This window comes from Streptococcus sp. 27098_8_109, from assembly GCF_041432295.1.
Taxonomy (GTDB): Bacteria; Bacillota; Bacilli; order Lactobacillales; family Streptococcaceae; genus Streptococcus.
The window spans coordinates 1-18,444 of sequence record NZ_JAPVZJ010000025.1; the positions used below are offsets into that span (position 1 = coordinate 1).

Annotated in this window: 19 protein-coding genes; 1 reads left to right on the forward strand and 18 read right to left on the reverse strand. The window is 39.0% G+C overall.

Going from position 1 to position 18,444, the window contains the following annotated elements; translation table 11 throughout:
- Nucleotides 1-13 precede the first annotated feature (13 nt).
- The 12 genes from O3664_RS08385 to rgg form a co-directional block, all read right to left on the reverse strand.
- Nucleotides 14-955 (reverse strand): YitT family protein, encoded by a 942-nt coding sequence (locus O3664_RS08385; protein WP_084928348.1) that lies wholly within the window; start codon nucleotides 953-955, stop codon nucleotides 14-16.
- Complete coding sequence (gene aspS, locus O3664_RS08390; protein WP_084928347.1) at nucleotides 933-2,696, reverse strand: aspartate--tRNA ligase; 1,764 nt, start codon at nucleotides 2,694-2,696, stop codon at nucleotides 933-935. Before aspS ends, O3664_RS08385 begins: the two co-directional genes overlap by 23 nt.
- A 154-nt stretch (nucleotides 2,697-2,850) precedes the next feature.
- A complete protein-coding gene (locus O3664_RS08395) occupies nucleotides 2,851-3,081 on the reverse strand; it encodes a hypothetical protein (RefSeq protein WP_000832185.1) in 231 nt (76 codons plus the stop codon).
- Nucleotides 3,082-3,098: 17 nt separating this feature from the next.
- Complete coding sequence (locus tag O3664_RS08400; protein WP_020903389.1) at nucleotides 3,099-3,740, reverse strand: CPBP family intramembrane glutamic endopeptidase; 642 nt, start codon at nucleotides 3,738-3,740, stop codon at nucleotides 3,099-3,101.
- Nucleotides 3,741-3,749: 9 nt separating this feature from the next.
- Complete coding sequence (locus O3664_RS08405; protein ID WP_045610929.1) at nucleotides 3,750-4,448, reverse strand: ABC transporter permease; 699 nt, start codon at nucleotides 4,446-4,448, stop codon at nucleotides 3,750-3,752.
- Complete coding sequence (locus O3664_RS08410; RefSeq protein ID WP_371613895.1) at nucleotides 4,441-5,265, reverse strand: ABC transporter ATP-binding protein; 825 nt, start codon at nucleotides 5,263-5,265, stop codon at nucleotides 4,441-4,443. The genes O3664_RS08405 and O3664_RS08410 overlap by 8 nt, the downstream gene beginning before the upstream one ends.
- Nucleotides 5,266-5,275: 10 nt before the next feature.
- Nucleotides 5,276-6,016, reverse strand: coding sequence for a DUF3169 family protein (locus O3664_RS08415; RefSeq protein ID WP_371613896.1), 741 nt, complete (start codon nucleotides 6,014-6,016; stop codon nucleotides 5,276-5,278).
- Nucleotides 6,017-6,018: 2 nt separating this feature from the next.
- Nucleotides 6,019-6,216, reverse strand: coding sequence for a hypothetical protein (locus tag O3664_RS08420; protein ID WP_084864366.1), 198 nt, complete (start codon nucleotides 6,214-6,216; stop codon nucleotides 6,019-6,021).
- Nucleotides 6,216-6,419, reverse strand: coding sequence for a helix-turn-helix transcriptional regulator (locus O3664_RS08425; RefSeq protein WP_031237122.1), 204 nt, complete (start codon nucleotides 6,417-6,419; stop codon nucleotides 6,216-6,218). Before O3664_RS08425 ends, O3664_RS08420 begins: the two co-directional genes overlap by 1 nt.
- Nucleotides 6,420-6,562: 143 nt before the next feature.
- Entirely contained in the window at nucleotides 6,563-7,843 is a 1,281-nt protein-coding gene (hisS, locus tag O3664_RS08430; RefSeq protein WP_176139996.1) for a histidine--tRNA ligase, read from the reverse strand.
- Between the two features lie 229 nt (nucleotides 7,844-8,072).
- Nucleotides 8,073-9,320, reverse strand: a complete 1,248-nt coding sequence (locus tag O3664_RS08435) for a transporter (protein ID WP_023947587.1) — start codon at nucleotides 9,318-9,320, stop codon at nucleotides 8,073-8,075.
- A 306-nt stretch (nucleotides 9,321-9,626) separates the two neighbouring features.
- A complete protein-coding gene (gene rgg, locus O3664_RS08440; protein WP_023947586.1) occupies nucleotides 9,627-10,478 on the reverse strand; it encodes a quorum-sensing system transcriptional regulator Rgg in 852 nt (283 codons plus the stop codon).
- 124 nt (nucleotides 10,479-10,602) lie between these two features.
- Between rgg and O3664_RS08445 the strand changes: the two genes are divergently transcribed.
- On the forward strand, nucleotides 10,603-10,944 hold the full coding sequence (locus tag O3664_RS08445; protein ID WP_023944033.1) for a metal-sulfur cluster assembly factor: 342 nt from the start codon (nucleotides 10,603-10,605) through the stop codon (nucleotides 10,942-10,944).
- Between the two features lie 60 nt (nucleotides 10,945-11,004).
- Here the strand turns inward: O3664_RS08445 and ilvD are convergent, their stop codons facing one another.
- From ilvD to O3664_RS08475, 6 genes are all read right to left on the reverse strand, one after another.
- Nucleotides 11,005-12,708, reverse strand: a complete 1,704-nt coding sequence (gene ilvD / locus O3664_RS08450; RefSeq protein ID WP_023947583.1) for a dihydroxy-acid dehydratase — start codon at nucleotides 12,706-12,708, stop codon at nucleotides 11,005-11,007.
- Nucleotides 12,709-12,938: 230 nt separating this feature from the next.
- Entirely contained in the window at nucleotides 12,939-13,871 is a 933-nt protein-coding gene (locus O3664_RS08455; RefSeq protein ID WP_023947581.1) for a transketolase family protein, read from the reverse strand.
- Nucleotides 13,868-14,725: a transketolase gene (locus O3664_RS08460; RefSeq protein WP_023947579.1), complete on the reverse strand. Its 858-nt coding sequence runs from the start codon at nucleotides 14,723-14,725 to the stop codon at nucleotides 13,868-13,870. The genes O3664_RS08455 and O3664_RS08460 overlap by 4 nt, the downstream gene beginning before the upstream one ends.
- Nucleotides 14,726-14,728: 3 nt before the next feature.
- Nucleotides 14,729-16,075, reverse strand: coding sequence for a PTS ascorbate transporter subunit IIC (locus tag O3664_RS08465; RefSeq protein WP_000975289.1), 1,347 nt, complete (start codon nucleotides 16,073-16,075; stop codon nucleotides 14,729-14,731).
- A gap of 12 nt (nucleotides 16,076-16,087) precedes the next feature.
- Nucleotides 16,088-16,372 (reverse strand): PTS sugar transporter subunit IIB, encoded by a 285-nt coding sequence (locus tag O3664_RS08470; protein ID WP_023947577.1) that lies wholly within the window; start codon nucleotides 16,370-16,372, stop codon nucleotides 16,088-16,090.
- A 3-nt stretch (nucleotides 16,373-16,375) separates the two neighbouring features.
- Nucleotides 16,376-18,406 carry a BglG family transcription antiterminator gene (locus O3664_RS08475; protein WP_023947575.1) on the reverse strand — a complete coding sequence of 677 codons (2,031 nt, stop codon included), beginning with the start codon at nucleotides 18,404-18,406 and terminating at the stop codon, nucleotides 16,376-16,378.
- Nucleotides 18,407-18,444: the final 38 nt, after the last annotated feature.

Below are 18,444 nucleotides of genomic sequence, written 5' to 3' on the forward strand. Positions count from 1 at the left end.
GTTTTTTTGGTCACTAATTTTCTGCTTCAACGAACCGTCCCAGAATATGAACATTCTCCGAGACAGAGACAAAGGCGCTTGGATCCACCTGTTTCATAATCTGTTTAAATTCATTAAACTCTGCACGTGTAATGACAGTGATTAAAATTGCCTTTCTCTCGTGATTATAAGTTCCTTCTGCATCGTGGATCATGGTTGCACCGCGATGTAATTTTTTATGGATTTTTTCAATCACCTTCTCTGGATGATTGGTCACAATCATGGCCTGCATGCGTTTTTGCTTGGTAAAGACTGCATCTGTCACACGGCTAGAGACAAAGATGGTAATCATGGAGTAAAGAGCGTATTTCCAACCAAAGGTCAAGCCTGCTATCAGCATGATGGTTCCATTTACCAAGAAAGAAATACTACCAACATTCTTACCCGTTTTCTTGCGAATGGTCAGGCTGACGATATCCGTCCCACCACTGGAGATATTGTTGCGAAGAGCAAAACCAATCCCCAAGCCCATGACAACACCCCCAAAAAGGGCATTGATAATGGGATCCTCCGTCAAGGTCGCCACAGGGACAAACTGGATAAAGAAGGAACTCATGGATACCGTTATAAAGGTAAAGACGGTGAACTTATGCCCAATTTGATACCAAGCCAAGACCATCAAAGGGAAATTAATGGCATAGAAGGTCAGCGAAATCGGGATATGAAAACCAAACCAGTGATTACTCAAGGCAGAGATAATCTGTGCCAAACCTGTCGCACCACTCGAATACACATGCCCTGGTTGGAAAAAGAAATTGACCGCTACTGCTGATAAAAAACCATAGACCAGAGAGGCCGAAATCTTCTCATCATATTTTTCGCGAGAGATACTTTGTAAGACACGTAAAATTTTTATCTGATAAGCAAAGCGGCGCAAATAATAGCGCCACCGCTTAATTCGTTTTGCTTGTTTCATCTTCTTCTACTTGTAAGCTGAGTTCCTCTAGTTGTTTGAGAGCTACTGTTGAAGGAGCTTGTGTCATTGGGTCAGTTGCCTTGTTGTTCTTAGGGAAGGCAATAACTTCACGAATATTTTCTTCTCCTGCTAAGAGCATGACAAATCGGTCAAGCCCGATAGCCAAGCCACCGTGTGGTGGGAAACCATAGTCCATGGCTTCAAGAAGGAAGCCAAACTGGTCATTTGCTTCTTCAGCTGAAAAACCAAGAGCCTTGAACATGCGTTCTTGAAGGTCTTTTTGATTAATACGAAGGCTACCGCCACCAAGTTCATAACCGTTCAAGACGATATCGTAAGCAATGGCACGAACCTTAGCCAAATCACCTTCTAATTCATGGGCAGTCTCTTCCTGTGGAAGAGTGAATGGATGGTGGGCGCTCATGTAGCGACCTTCTTCTTCAGACCATTCAAACATTGGCCAGTCAACCACCCAAAGGAAGTTAAATTTATCGTTATCAATCAGACCAAGCTCTTTGGCAATACGTCCACGAAGGGCACCAAGAGTCGCATTAGCCACTTCAAGCGTATCCGCCACAAAGAGAACCAAGTCCTTATCTTCAAGAGCAAGCGCTGCTGTCAATTCTGCTTGGATGCCAGTCAAGAACTTGGCAACTGGTCCATTTAATTCTCCATCAACCACCTTGACCCAAGCAAGACCTTTGGCTCCGTACTGTTTGGCTACTTCTGTCATCTTGTCGATATCTTTACGTGAGTAGTTATCTGCTGCGCCTTTGACTACAATTGCTTTTACAGCAGGCGCTTCTGAAAATACTTTAAAGTCTACACCTTTGACAACTTCTGTCAAGTCCTGAAGCAACATGTCAAAACGGGTATCTGGCTTGTCAGAACCATAAAGAGCCATAGCATCATCGTATTTCATACGAGGGAATGGAAGTGTTACTTCGATACCTTTAGTTTCCTTCATCACGCGCGCAATCAAACCTTCTGTGATATCTTGGATTTCTTGCTCAGTAAGGAAAGACGTTTCCAAGTCGACCTGAGTGAACTCAGGCTGGCGGTCACCACGCAAGTCCTCGTCACGGAAACATTTAACGATTTGGTAGTAACGGTCAAAACCAGCATTCATCAATAACTGCTTAGTGATTTGCGGACTTTGAGGAAGCGCGTAAAAATGTCCTTTATTAACACGAGATGGCACCAAGTAGTCACGCGCCCCTTCTGGCGTTGATTTAGAAAGGAATGGTGTCTCCACGTCGATAAACTCCAACTCATCCAAGTAGTTGCGGATAGAGTGGGTCACCTTGGCACGAAGTTTAAGATTTTCCAACATTTCTGGACGACGAAGGTCAAGGTAACGGTAACGCAAACGTGTATCGTCATTGGCCTCAATGCCATCCTTAATCTCAAATGGGGTTGTCTTAGCTGTATTAAGCACTGTCAGAGCTGTCACGTTTAACTCAACTGCACCAGTTGGCAACTTATCATTGGCTTGCTCACGCGCAGCGACTTGACCAGTCACCTCGATAACAAATTCGCTACGAAGGCTTTCAGCTGTTGCCATAACCTCTGCAGATACTTTTTCAGGGTTGATAACCAACTGCATGATTCCTTCACGGTCACGAAGATCGATAAAGATCAAACCACCAAGGTCACGACGACGGCCAACCCATCCTTTCAAGGTCATTTCTTGTCCGATGTGTTCCTCACGAACACGACCAGCATACATACTACGTTTCATTGTTTCTCTCCTCTTTTATTCTGTTACTATTTTACCATAAAAGCGCAGGCTCTTCATGAAAATCATCAGAAAAGTTTGCCAGTCTTTAAAAATCAAGTGAAGACTCTAAAAATTGACGCCCATACAAAAATCCGATGAAGTTCATCGGACTCTTTTATTTTGAATTGTTGCCTGCTTTACGCTTTTCAGCAATTTCGGCTGCCTTTCGAGGCAAGACAATTTCCGTTGTGTAAGCTGTCCCAAAGCGCAAGACACCTGCAATAGGGGCAAAGACGACTGCTAGATAGTTATAGAAGAAATCGCCCTTAAAGGCATAAGCTAGCGCTCCAATGATGAAAAATAGAACGACTGCTTGAATCACTGCTAATAAAATTACTCGTTTCATGTGACCTCCTGACTCTATTATAGCATGAGAATCATCAAAAAGCTCACTAAATTATTCAAAGCGTGAAGAGAAATGCTGTAAAGAAGACCTTTTCGACTTACATAAGCCAGCCCCAAACTCAATCCTAGACTAGCATAAACCAAAAACTGTTGCAAAGTTCCTGGGAAATGAATCAAGGCAAATAGAACACTTGTTACCAGAAGGAAAAGCAGAGTTTGTTTACTATTGTCCTGCTTAGGAAAGAGATAGCGTGCCAACATCCCTCTAAAGATAAGCTCTTCCGTCAAAGGAGCAAAAATAACGACCGCAAAGAATGAGAAAAGGGGTTGAGACAAGGTCAAGTCTATCGCTGTTTGTTGATTTACTGAAGGATCATTTGGCAAGAAAAACTGGACAACCAGAGATAAGAACCAAACCAAGGCAGGGAGCCAAATAAATCGGTTAAAGCCACTCTTCTCAATATGAACAGGAGCTTTCTGGTACCATTTATAAATGACGTACACATATACTCCAGCCAAGGCCACATAAAGCAAGGTAGTAGCATAGGGCGAAGCGCCCAGTTTCAAAGCTTCTACAGCCCCACTTTGAACGGTCCCATAGATAACCAGAAAAGATAGAATGGCTAGAAGAAACCAGCCGAGGTTTTTAAGTAGTTTCATATAAATCTCCTATCTTGCTTTATAGCTATTTTTCAATACAAAGAGGTTTGCTATTCCTAACACAAGTACCCAGGCAAGTAACATACCGATATTAGAAAAAGATATTTCCCCACCTTTTTTATTTAAAAGATTTACAATTGGACCAATAAAAGAGTAATCCAACACTTTCTGAAGCGTATCATTTTGAAGAGCAATTATAGGTAAAAAAGAGACGATTAACATAGGAAAGATACTATAGACTTGCGCTTTAGATTGAGTATCTGACACTGCACCGATTAAAAGGTTGAGAAAAATAATACTAATAGTTGCTAGGATTAAATAGATAACATAGGCCAATAAGTAACTTGATAGATCTACTTTAAGATAGATGGGCAGTACAATCATAGCAAATAACATTATCAAAATAGGGAGAACAAGCATACTGAAAGTATATTCTGTTGCTGTCACACCACTTAGGATGAGTGATTTAAGATTGCGCTTTTCCTTATCTTCTGCCATCATAATCGATACCATATAACCACTTCCCATACTCAAGACCATCGTCAAACTCGAAGAGAGGAGAAACATACTCAATTCTCCATTCTTATTGAAGAATTCATTATATAGAACAGCTATTCCAAAAGGCATCAATAGAGTCGCCAACAAAGTTGAATTGCTGATAAGAACTTGCACTCTTAACCATAGTAGGGCATTTAATTTTCTAAACATCTAACTTTTCTCCTGTCAATCTGATAAAGATTTCTTCTAAAGTTGGCTCACAAGAGTGAACCACCATCAAATCTGTCGTGTCTAAATGTGGTAATTCATCAAATGGAACTATCTGTTCTCGTCCGTCGTTATAAACCACACGTACTTTCTTATCCACATGGTACTTCTGGATAATATCTTGCGGACTTCCATACTCTATTAAGTTCCCCTTATTCAAAAGAGATAAGCGATCACAAAGCAGAGTTGCTTCATTCATATCATGCGTGGTCAGAAAGATAGTTGTCCCCGCCTGCTTTAATTCTTGAAGTAGGGTATGAACCATCTTAGATGTTGTAGGGTCTAAACCACTGGTTGGCTCATCTAGAAAGAGAATCTTAGGAGCATTAAGAAGGGCACGAGCCAAGAACATTCGTTGTTTCATTCCAGTAGATAGTTTTTCTGCGATAATATCTTTAGCATCTGCCAATCCAACCTGTTGAAGCACCTGAACTACTCTATCTGCCTTGAGGCCATATAACTTAGCATAGATGAGAAGATTTTTATAAAGACTCATCTTTTCATAAAAACCACTGCCATCACTAACAATACCAATTTGTTCCAAATCATTTGAGGTTAAATCTTGAGAATTCTTGCCTAACAAAACTGTTTTACCTTGATCTGCAGCCAACTGTCCTGTTAAGACATTGATCATGGTTGTTTTACCTGAGCCAGAAGGGCCAAGAAAACCAAAGATTTCACCCTCCTTAATCTCAAAAGAAATCTGATGAAGAGCTTTTTTGCTCCCAAAACTTTTGCTTACATTTTCAACACGAATCATAGAAACTCCTTTATTTGAAATAGCGTTTTACCATAGGTAACTGCATCACATTGATATAAACATGGATGGCTCCGACAAGTACGAAAGCTAGTAGCTGAATCTCTCCTGTCAGTAAGGAAAAGAGAGCAATCAGAAAGTACAAGGTTGGCAAGACATACTGATGTAATTGGAATAAAATTCGAAAACTCTGTTCCAAATTAGCCTGACGCTCCCCTTCATCATAAGAATTAATATAGTTCAAGACCTCCTTTGGTGTAGAGAAAAGATCCAAATCAAACTGACGAACAATCGCAATTGTTTTAGAAAGATATTTTTGACTCTGCAAGAACAGCACTAATTCCAAAAAGGAAAGGGAAAATGTTATACGACTTACATCGAGTACAATTACTTCACTACCTGAGATGACAAGAGCCAATAAAATCGCTACACTTGTAATATTAGAAGTAATGTTTCCAAACTCAAGATTACGATACATTTGCACATAATAGGTTTCATTCAGATCATCATCTATTTCCTCTTGATACAGGGAGTGAAATTTTCTGCTTTTCTTTAAGAAATTGAACGTCAAAAGAATACCAACAAAACCTAATAGTAAACCAATAGCTGATATCCAGGGTAGCAAGACTTTTACATCTAACATAATTCCGTGGGATTCGGCACCAGCCTTCAACATATCTACAAACATGTACAAGAAAGCTCCCAAGACAACAGGAATTAAAAATAACAAGACACGTTTATTTTTCTTTTTCATATTCATTCTCCTTTTTCACTTGCTAAATTGTTTGCTTTCTTTTCAATCCAGTCAACGACTGGGATGAGGGCAAAGTAGGCCCAAACAAATTGGTCGCTTTGATAGGGACTAAACCAACCTAAGTCTATCCCAATCAGTAGAAATACGCTGATTAATAGAGCTATGGCAACTACATAATAAATCACTTTAAACTTATTCATCACTCGTCCTCCTCCAAACGAAATACCGATTCGACTGTTTCGTTGAAAATTTGAGATATTTTCAGGGCAATGATAATGGATGGGGTGTACTCATCCCGTTCTAGTAGACTAATGGTCTGTCTGGAAACCCCTGCTAGCTTAGCTAGGTCGGTTTGATTGAGGCCATCGCGAGCCCGCAGCTCTTTTAGACGATTTTTAAGCATTCCTTTCTCCTTTTCTCTTAACTTGCTTATATTGTAACACATCTTTTTCTTTTTGACAAGCATATTTGTCAAAAAGTTTATGATTTTTGTCATTTTGCAAAAGAAAAAGGTCAGGAATAGATTCCTGACCAGTTTATCTGCTATTAAAAGCCTAGTTTTTCAAAGATTTCTGAGAAGTTTTGGCTGATTGTCTCAAGCGCAACTTCCACTTCTTCTCGGGTTTGGTTGTTCTTGACCGTTACTTGTCCGCTTTCGACTTCACTCTCACCTAGGGTGATGAGGGTCTTAGCTGCAAAGACATCAGCTGACTTGAACTGAGCTTTGAGTTTACGGTTAAGGTAATCACGCTCTGCTTTGAAACCTTGTTGGCGAAGAGCTTGGACTAGTTCTAGGGCTTTTACATTTGCTCCATCACCCAAGACTGCGATATAGACATCTAGGGCGTTTTCGATAGGAAGAGCAACACCTTGCTTTTCAAGAATGAGAAGCAGGCGCTCTACACCAAGTCCAAAACCAAATCCAGCAGTTTCCGGGCCTCCAAAGTAAGAAACCAAACCATCGTAACGACCACCCGCACAGACTGTCAGGTCATTGCCCTCAATCTCAGTGATAAACTCGAAAATGGTGTGGTTGTAGTAGTCCAGACCACGCACCATATTGGTATCGATGATATAGTCTACTCCAAGATTTTCCAACATCTGACGCACAGCATCAAAGTGTGCTTGGCTTTCTTCATCAAGGAAGTCCAAGATAGAAGGCGCATTCTCTACTGCTACCTTGTCTTCTTTTTCCTTAGAGTCCAAGACACGGAGAGGATTTTCCTCCAAACGGCGTTGGCTATCCTTAGATAAAGTCTCCTTAAGCGGTGTCAAATAGTCAATCAAGGCCTGACGATAAGCCGCACGGCTCTCAGGATTTCCAAGCGTGTTGAGGTGCAATTTGACACCTTGGATGCCGATTTCTTTCAAGAAATGAGCTGCCATAGCGATGGTTTCCACATCGGTAGCTGGATTACTAGAGCCAAAGCACTCAACACCAATCTGGTGGAATTGGCGCAAACGCCCTGCCTGTGGACGCTCATAGCGGAACATAGGGCCCATATAGTAGAACTTACTTGGCTTTTGCACTTCTGGTGCGAAGAGTTTATTTTCCACATAGGAACGGACAACGGGCGCAGTTCCTTCTGGACGAAGTGTGATATGACGGTCACCCTTATCATAGAAATCGTACATTTCCTTGGTTACGATATCGGTTGTATCTCCGACAGAGCGGCTGATGACCTCATAGTGCTCAAAAATAGGTGTGCGCACTTCCGCATAGTTATAGCGCTTGAAAATCTCACGGGCAAAGCCCTCAACGTACTGCCATTTGGCAGATTCAGCAGGCAAGATATCCTGCGTTCCTTTTGGTTTTTGTAATTTCATAGGGAATCCTCTTTAAACTTAATAGTCTTATTTTACCATAAATAGAGGGATTAAAACAGTATGAATAAAATTAGGATTTATACTCAATGAAAATCAAAGAGCAAACTAGGAAACTAGCCGCAGGTTGCTCAAAACAGTGTTTTGAGGTTGTAGATAGAACTGACGAAGTCAGTAACCATACCTACGGCAAGGCAACGTTGACGTGGTTTGAAGAGATTTTCGAAGGGTATTAGATATCATTTTTGAGATTAATAACTGTCAAAAGAATAGCTAGCAAGGAAAGACCAACAAATAGCATCCAAGTCAACTGTATATTCCATACAGCTATAAGTGAAAAACAAGCTGTTCCCACAGGTATGGATAAGGTAAACAATAAACCTAAAAAATTACTGGTACGAGCTAAAACCTCCGGAGCTAGATTTTTCAGGAGCATGGCATTAATCTTTGGTGCAACTTTACCAGACACATAGAGAGTAAAAAAGAGAAATAGTAAACCAAGCACAACTTGATTGAATAAGTTAGCCAGACCAACTAGACTGACTCCTAATGTCGCCCACATCATCAATCTAGGCAAAGACTGCTTCCCAAAATAATCATTACCAGTAAGGCTACTGATGATGACTGCAGCTAAAGCACAAACTTGACTGATAAATAGTGCCTCTGTGTAAGAAAAATTCAAGAGAGAATAGCTCAAAAAGAAGATGTTATAGATGCTTCCTAAAGCGCCACCCAAGGCATTGATAAGCAAGACTGCAAAGAGCATAAAACCAAAGTTTTTCTGTCCACTTTTAAGAAAAACAAGGCGTAAATTTCGGTAAATTGTTAGGAACTGCTCTTTGATAGATAGCTTCTCATTTTTTAGGTTTTCACCATCAGCAGATGAAATTGACAGGCTTAATTTGCTTCTTCCTAAAAAGAGAACAGAAGCTGATATGAGGAAAAAACAAGCATTGATTCCTGCAACGAGAGAAAAATTGTTAACCGATAGACCTAAGAGCCAGACTCCAAAAGCTTGACCACCAATAGCTGAAATATAGGTGATGAACTGTGAAAAAGAATAGGCTTCCATCAAATCCTCTTCAGCTACTTTTTCCTTAACGAGAGGCATTCGCAAACCACCAGCAAAATCACTAATGACATCACTAATGACATTGATTAAACACAGGCTAGAAAAGGCAAAGAGACTAGCTTGCTGAACAACTAGGGCTGCCAGAAAAAATAAAACCGCCTGAAACAAACCGCTATAGGTCATCCATTTGACCTTGTCCCTCGTATAATCTGCCCGAATCCCTACAAAAACTGTAAAGAGAGTCGGAAGAATCATGACAATATTCGCCATAGCAACCGCAAAAGAGGCTTGTGGCAAGGTCGATGCATAAACGATAAAGACCAGATTGAAAATTGAAGCACCAAAAGCATTGAAGAAGCGTGACAAAGTCAAGAGACGATAAGCTTGATTTCTGAACAATAGTTTCATAGGTAATCTCCCTTCTTGTTCAAATACTCAATGAAAATCAAAGAGCAAACTAGGAAGCTAGCCGAAGGCTGTACTTGAGTACGGCAAGGTGAAGCTGACGTGGTTTGAATTTGATTTTCGAAGAGTATAAGTTTTATGTGAAGTATGACTATAGTATAGCACTTAGAAATTTTAGAGGAAAAACTTTTGAATATATGCAACAAATAAAATGAGCAAAAAGAAACGATAGAATTTCTCCAGTGACACGAGAGAGGTCAACAATTCTATCGCTTAAAATTTCAAATGATTTTCTTAGTTTGCAGATATTCAACAATCGGTCGTATTTCTATAGTATTCGGCAGATTTATTACAGCCAAGCATCTCAAAAATATGGACAGCATCTTCCATCTTTTTCTGGCCTTCCTTGACTCTACCTTGCTTGCTATCAAGGAGACCTTCCGCCCACAAATAGACAATTCGGAAATAGGTTTCATTTTCATTGTAGAAATGCTCTTCGATAACACGTTTAAAATAAGAGGCATTGGTAAATTCTTCACACTCAATGCTGGCTAAAAAGCCATTCAATAGTATAGTGTGAAAAAGGTTTCGATTGCCAGACATTTCCATTAGGAAATCAGATTTACGTACCATCTCTCTAACATACCTAGTGAAAAGAGAAACAGATAGAAATGGTGAACTGACTGAAAATAAATTGAGTTCATAGATTCCCCAAATCTCGGTAGAAAACAAATAATCATGAAGAACTTTCCCTTCCTCTGCTGTTAACTCTACCCTTTCATCCATGCTCTTCATATAAGACTTGATAATAATGGCATTTAGAATATGTTTCTGTTTATTGTGAGAATGGGCATGCTTTTGATACTCCCTGCGATACAAGTCCTCAAGCGGAGCTATATTCTTTGGATCCAAGACATCTATGATTTCTTTTCTCAACTCAGAATCTGTATCATACTGAAAACCTCTCGCCAGAAAGAGAATTTCCTCTACACTAGCAGATATATTTTCTAGGGCAAATAAGAACTTTTCCACCGAAAGCTCACTCTGACCTGTTTCAAAGCGAGATAACATAGACGGCGAAAATTGTCCCCCAGTTGCTTGTCTCAGCGAGATATTTCTTGACTCTCGTAATTGTCTAAAGACTTTTCCAATCTGCTCCATAGGCTTCCCCTTGATTCAGTGTTTTCTTTATATTATCATATTTTTTCAGAAAATTCATCAAAAACTTGCCAAATTGTCAGAATTATGAGAAAATAGAGGATATTTATCATGTGGAGGGACTGTAATGAGAGACGATATCAAAATCAATGACCGCGCTTTGGCCATACAAGACCAAATTATCGAAAAACTAGAGAAGGTTTTTGATACAGATGTGGAATTGGATGTTTACAATCTAGGGCTGATTTATGAAATCAATCTGGATGAAACAGGGCTCTGTAAGATTGTCATGACCTTCACCGACACCGCCTGCGATTGTGCAGAAAGTTTACCTATCGAAATCGTTGCAGGTCTGAAACAAATAGAGGGGATCGAAGATGTCAAGGTTGAAGTTACCTGGTCGCCTGCTTGGAAGATCACACGAATTAGTCGCTACGGCCGTATTGCCCTTGGACTACCACCTCGTTAAGCAGGCAAATCACTTTTGAAGATGAAAAGAAGCAAGCCGAGATTGGCTTGCTTTTTGAGTTTATTTTTTACCTGACTTGTCCATATTCCAGAAGTCTGTCACGGCTCCGCGTGAAGCAGATGATACGATATGGGCATATTTACCAAGGACACCACGGCTATAAAGTGGTGGCAAGGTTGTTTCTGCTTTTCGTTTTTCAAGTTCTTCTTCGGATACGGCCATAGAAATTTCTTTAGTATCTTGGTCAACCGTAACGATATCGCCTGTACGAAGGTAAGCAATCGGTCCACCATCCTGAGCTTCAGGGGCGATATGTCCAACAACCAGACCATAAGTACCACCAGAGAAACGACCATCTGTCAAGAGGGCCACCTTGTCTCCTTGACCTTTACCAACGATCATTGATGAAAGTGACAGCATCTCAGGCATACCAGGACCACCTTTAGGTCCAACGAAACGAACAACGACTACATCGCCATCAACGATTTCATCTGTCAAAACAGCCTGGATAGCATCTTCTTCTGAGTCAAAGACTTTAGCCGGCCCAACGTGACGACGCACTTTCACACCTGATACCTTGGCAACTGCACCGTCAGGAGCAAGGTTCCCGTTCAAGATGATAAGCGGACCATCTGCACGTTTTGGATTTTCAAGTGGCATAATAACTTTTTGACCTGGTGTGAGGTCTGCAAAGTCAGCTAAGTTCTCAGCAACAGTCTTACCAGTACATGTGATGCGGTCTCCATGAAGGAAACCATTTGCCAAGAGATATCTCATAACCGCAGGCACACCACCGACTTCGTAGAGGTCTTGGAAGACATACTGACCAGATGGTTTCAAGTCGGCCAAGTGAGGCACACGTTCTTGTATCGTATTGAAGTCCTCAAGTGACAAGTCAACATTAGCAGCATGGGCAATGGCAAGCAAGTGAAGAGTGGCATTTGTAGAACCACCGAGAGCCATAGTTACAGTGATAGCATCCTCAAAGGCTTCACGAGTCAAGATATCTGATGGCTTGAGACCGAGCTCCAACATCTTAACAACAGCACGTCCCGCTGCTTCGATGTCTTCTTTCTTATCAGCTGATTCAGCTGGATGAGATGAAGAGCCTGGCAAACTCATACCGAGAACTTCGATAGCTGTCGCCATGGTATTAGCAGTATACATACCACCACAGCCACCAGGGCCAGGGCAGGCATTACATTCAAGACGTTTCACGTCCTCAGCCGTCATATCACCGTGATTCCATTTTCCGATACCCTCAAAAACAGAAACCAAGTCAATGTCTTTGCCATCAAGATTTCCCGGTGCAATCGTTCCACCATAGGCGAAAATAGCTGGGATATCCATATTAGCAATGGCAATCATAGAACCAGGCATGTTCTTGTCACAGCCACCGATAGCGACGAAGGCATCCACGTTGTGGCCTCCCATAGCCGCCTCGATTGAGTCTGCAATGATATCACGAGATGTCAAAGAGAAACGCATACCAGGCGTTCCCATGGCAATCCCATCCGCTACAGTGATAGTCCCAAACTGCACAGGCCAAGCACCTGCCGATTTGACACCTTCTTTGGCTAATTTCCCAAAATCATGCAAGTGGATGTTACATGGTGTATTTTCCGCCCAAGTCGAAATAACCCCAACAATCGGTGTTTCAAAGTCCTTATCTGTCATACCAGTCGCACGAAGCATGGCACGGTTTGGTGATTTTACCATGCTGTCATAAATGCTACTGCGATGACGTTTAGCTAATTCAGTCATTTGTTCCCTCCCATTTCAGTTTTTACTATTATAGCACATTTTAAAGGCAATGAACAGAAGAAAATTCTTGAATTTTCAGAAAATTCTATACACATATAAACATTTTAAATTAAAAACAACAAAGCGGATCAGGGCACTTTCTGATTACCAGAATATGCTTTTAATCCGCTCGCTTTAAATAACGTAATGTAATTTTTACAGAAGTTCTTTCAGATAAGTGTATTTAATATCTATCTTGCATTATAAAACGCTAAAACTTTCTCTTTTATATTCGATTCACTCAAACCATACTCATTAAGAAGATAATCCATTTTCCCTACTTGACCGAATCTTTCTTGAACACCCATCCGATGAATTTTTGTTATTCCATCATCAGAGAATAATTCACATAAAGCACTGCCAATTCCACCTATCTGATTGTGGTTTTCTACAGTAAATATAGTTTTTCCGCTTAACATTGTTTTTATCTGTTCTGGTATCGGTTTGATTCTAAATAAATCTATCACACCTACTGAATAACCTAATTTAGACAGTTCATCCGCAACTCGAATACTTGGAGCAACCATTATGCCAGAAGCAACTATTACAACATCTTCACCGTGTCTTAACTCAATGTAGCCTTTAGAAAAATCTTCTCCACCTTGATATACAGCCTCTGGAGCTTTTCTAATTGTTCGAATATATTTTAGTCCTTTTAATTCTAATGTCTGGTTCAAGATTTCACGAAATTGGATATCATCAGTTGCTTCAAAAATGATTGATTTAGGAATTAAACGTAACAATCCAATTTCTTCAAATGGCATATGTGTTCCACCATTCATCTCTGCCGTTACTCCTGCATCTGAGCCAATCACAGTGGCATCCAATTGTGCGTACCCAAGAGAAATAAATAATTGATCAAATACTCTTCGTGAAGCAAAAGGGCCAAATGTATGAAGATAAGGTCTAAACCCCTGAATAGATAAACCTGCTGCAAGCCCGACCATTTCTGCTTCCATGATCCCAACATTCACATAACGGTCTCCAAAGTCCTTTTCAAGATTATTAGTAGCCATCGAACTTGACAAGTCTGCTTCTAAAACTACTATATCAGAATAACTTTGGTTAGCCTCTAGAAGGAAATCTCTATACACATGTCGTAATTCTTTCGTACTTCTCATCATTCTGTTTCCTCCAATTCCTGACTTAATCTTTCTACAACTGAAGTTAACATTTGTCTCTCCTCTACAGTAGGGCGAAGATGATGATTGGATTTCATTTCTTCCAGCTCTCGAACTCCTTGACCTTTTATAGTGTCTAATACAATACACTTAGGTGATGAATTATTTGACTGTTTTAATTGGTTAATCCCTTCATAAATTTCTCTAATATCTGAACCATTGACCCTAATGGATTCAAATCCAAATGCTGAGAATTTTTCTACAAAATCACCTGGATTACAAATATCCTTTGTAAAACCATCTAATTGTTTTTTGTTATCGTCTACAAATACAATTAAATTAGATAACTGTTGATGAGAAGCAAACTGTATAGCCTCCCAACATTGTCCCTCATTTAACTCACCATCTCCAACAATAGCATAGGTGTAAAAGGGACTTTTTCTTATTCTCTGACCATATGCAAGTCCGGTTGCAACACTAATTCCCTGTCCTAAAGAGCCAGTTGTCATATCTATGCCCGGCGTTAGATTTCTATCAGGATGAGACGGTAATTTGGTTCCATTTGTATTTAAAGAATATAAGAATTCTTTGTCAAAGAAACCATTCAAATAGAGTGTGCTGTACAAAGCTGGTCCAGCATGTCCCTTGGATAAAACAAAATAATCTCTATCTCGTGACGCAAATATTTCTGGAGTCATCGGCATTATTTCACCATAAAGCACTGCTAAAACTTCTACTATAGACAGACTCCCTCCATAATGGCCGAATCCAAGATGATTCAATGTTCTAAGAGTATTTAATCGGATTTTTGTTGCAAATTTTCTTAACTCATCTTCTCTATTTTCACTTAAAATCATCCCTTATTCCTCCTTTGCAGATGGCTTTTTAATAAAGGATACTCCAAACATAACTGCTAGAATAAGAACAAGACCAATAACAATGCCTGCTTGTGAGCCAAATTGATTCAACATTCCTAAAATAATTCCTGATAGACCAAAATCTGCATCTGAGAAAGTTGACCCTTGGAAACCAAGTCCTCCCAAAACTGGCATTAAAAAGACTGGAAGAAAACTAATTAAAATACCTTGTAAAAATGCTCCAATAGTGGCTCCACGAACACCACCAGATGCATTCCCAATGACACCTGCAGTCGCTCCACAGAAGAAATGAGGCACAACGCCTGGTAAGATGACAACCGTTCCTGAAGCAATCATAATTGCCATACTTACTAAACCACCAACAAAACTAGAGATAAATCCAATTAGGACTGCATTAGGTGCATAAGTATAAACAATCGGACAATCCAAAGCAGGTTTTGAATTAGGTACAAGACGCTCTGAAATACCTTTAAAGGCTGGAACAATTTCACCCAAAATAAGGCGAACACCTGCTAAAATAACAAATACACCTGCTGCAAATTGACCTGCTAATTGTAAAGCATAAACTAGACCACTTGTACCATTACTGATTTCTTTTTCTATATATTCTGACCCTGCAAAGATAGCTACAATAATGTAAATAACTGCCATAGATAAAGTAATGCTAACAGTACTATCACGTAAAAAAGCTAAACTCTTTGGAAATTTAATGTCCTCTGTTGATTTTGATTTGTCACCGATAAGGCTACCAGTAAAACCACTCAACCAATATCCCAAAGAACTGAAATGACCTAAAGCCACCTTGTCATTTCCAGTTAATTGAACCATATATTTTTGCACAAATGCTGGGGAAATACTCATAATAATACCGAGCGCTAATCCACCTAGTAAGATAAGAGGCAAACTTGTAAAGCCAGCAACTGATAAAATGACCGCAATCATACACGCCATATATAGAGTGTGGTGCCCTGTTAAAAAGATATATTTGAATCGAGTAAAACGAGCAATTAAGATATTGAATACCATACCTGCAAACATAATCATTGCAGTAGCTGAGCCATATGTGGTTAAAGCTACAGCTACAATTGCTTCATTATTCGGTACAACTCCAGATAAATGAAAAGCATGTTCAAACATGGTACCAAATGGATTCAAAGAATTTTGTACAATTCCTGCACCACCAGATACAACTAAGAAACCAACAAAGGTCTTAATTCCACCTTTAATAATATCAGGTAATTTCTTCTTCTGAAGAACTAATCCTAAGATTGCAATTAAAGCTACTAAAATAGCTGGTGTACTAACAATATCCAATATGAACTTCATCATGACGCTAGCCTCCTAAATAAGTCCTTTTTCTTCACAAAGTTTAGTAATTAATTCTCGTAGTTCATCCATATCAATAATACTATTTAAGATACGAACATCTCCAAGATGACTAGCTGAATCAGCTAGATCACGACCCACAATCCAAATATCAGCTGCATTTGGATCTGCTCCACCTAAATCATAGTGTTCAACTTCTACATCTGAAACATTCAAATCACTCAATACAGATTCAATATTCATCTGTACCATAAAACTTGAACCTAATCCTGAACCACAAGCTGTACCAATTCTTAACATTATCTAATCCTCCTGTTTAATTATCATTTCAATGTCATCATAGTTTTTTGATGATATTAAAGTTTGAACATGATTTTTATCTCTTAAAATTGTTGTTAAATGTGACAAAGCCTTTAAATGACTCTCATTATCAATGGCTGCAATACAAATCAACAATCTTACCTCCTGTTCTGGATTATCCAATAAATAAATCGGTTCTTCCAAAACTAACATTGACATTCCTATTTCATTCACACCTTCATCTGGCCGAGCGTGAGGAATTGCTACTCCCTTCCCTAAATTAATAAAAGGCCCAAACTCTTCTACTTTTTGAATCATTGCCTCAGGGTAGTTCTCAGTTATCTTATGTTGATCCAAAAGCGGTTTAGCTGCTAAACGAATTGCCTCCTTCCATCCTAATTTTTCCGAACTAACCTGATAAGTTTCTTTTGTAATTAATTCTTCTAACAATGGTAACACTTCCTTTCTGTTCATTTCTTGATAGAGATACCTCTTTAATGCTAATTTTAACTCTAATTCTTGTGTGATTACACTATATCGTCTTACTATGCTAATTATCTGATTAAGCTCAATATCTCGATAACCTGTATCTGGGAAATCTTTTGATACCAATTCAACTAACTGTGTTGTTTGTTCTTCCGTCATCATAACAGAAACTAGATAATTTGGCTTCTCTGTATCCACCTTTATAGTAGAAAAAACCATATCATAGTCACTACTAGTTTTCGCATATAAATCATCAATCTTTGAGGTTCCTATAAACTCAATTTGAGGGAATAATGCTAATAGATTCTCTTTTATCATCAATGAAGAACTAATTCCATTAGGACAGATAATTGCTGCTTTATAACATTTTTGAGGCAAATTGTCTGCTTTCTTTAAATATCCTCCAAAATGGATAACAAAATATGCTGTTTCACTATCAGGTATGGGCTTGTCAATAGCGTCCATCAAGGGAGTCAAAGAATCTTTTACTAGTTCAAATAAATCAGGATAATGTTCTTTAACATGCAACACATATTCATTTGAGCTAGGTAAGCCGAACTTTAATCTATAGTAAGCCGGTATAAGGTGACGGCGAAGATTTTCTCTCAATACTTCTCTTTGTTTAAAATGTAACAAAGAAATATCTTCCATTCTACTTATAATAGCCTCTGTTAATTGATTAAAGTAAACCGGAGCAACATCTACTTCACCTTCAAAGCAACTTGATAATAAAACTGTGACATAGCGATAATCATCCTCTGAAAATACCGTATCTATAATTCCCAAATCAACTACTGTATCTAATAAAATAGTCGTTATATCTTGAATAATAGGAGATACTAGTGTCTCTGAAAGACATACTCTTTCAACATCCCTTTGATACCTACATATAATGAATACTAAACCGAAAAGGCAAACTTTTAATTGATTAACAATAGGTACTATCTGTAGCTTTTCATAATAATCTTTAACTACCTGATCAATCAAATCATAAGTTAATGAATACCCCCAACTGGATAAAACATAATCCAACCCCCAAATCCCTATGGAGGATTCCAGCAACTCACTAACCATTTGAAAAGCTAAACGGTGCTTATTCCACTCTGAACCGTGTAAAGTATAACCTTTTGCTCTACTGTACCCTAGCTCCAAATCATTATCTAACATAATCTTTCTTAATGATTGAATATCAGATAAGGTTGTATTCTTACTTACTTTCAAAAAGTCTTGGTAATGATTATTCGATATAAAATCTAATCGGCAAAAAGTGTAAAGATAGATTAATGCTAAGCGAGTCGACTTTGGTAAAACCAATTCATCCGACTTAATAATATCTGTCAAAGACTGCTTCGTACGATTTGATAAACTATAGCGACCTTGTTTTTTATCCAGCACTATCCCTTTATTAGCTAGATAAGGCACTAAATAATCTATTCCTTCTTTGACTTCCTTTATAGGTAAGCTCACCTTAACAGATAATTCATATAATGATAGCTCACAATGATCCATCAAAGTCATCAAAATAACTAGTGCTCTATAATCAAACATTTCTCTTCCTTTCTAACTACAATTATAGTGTAAAAGTT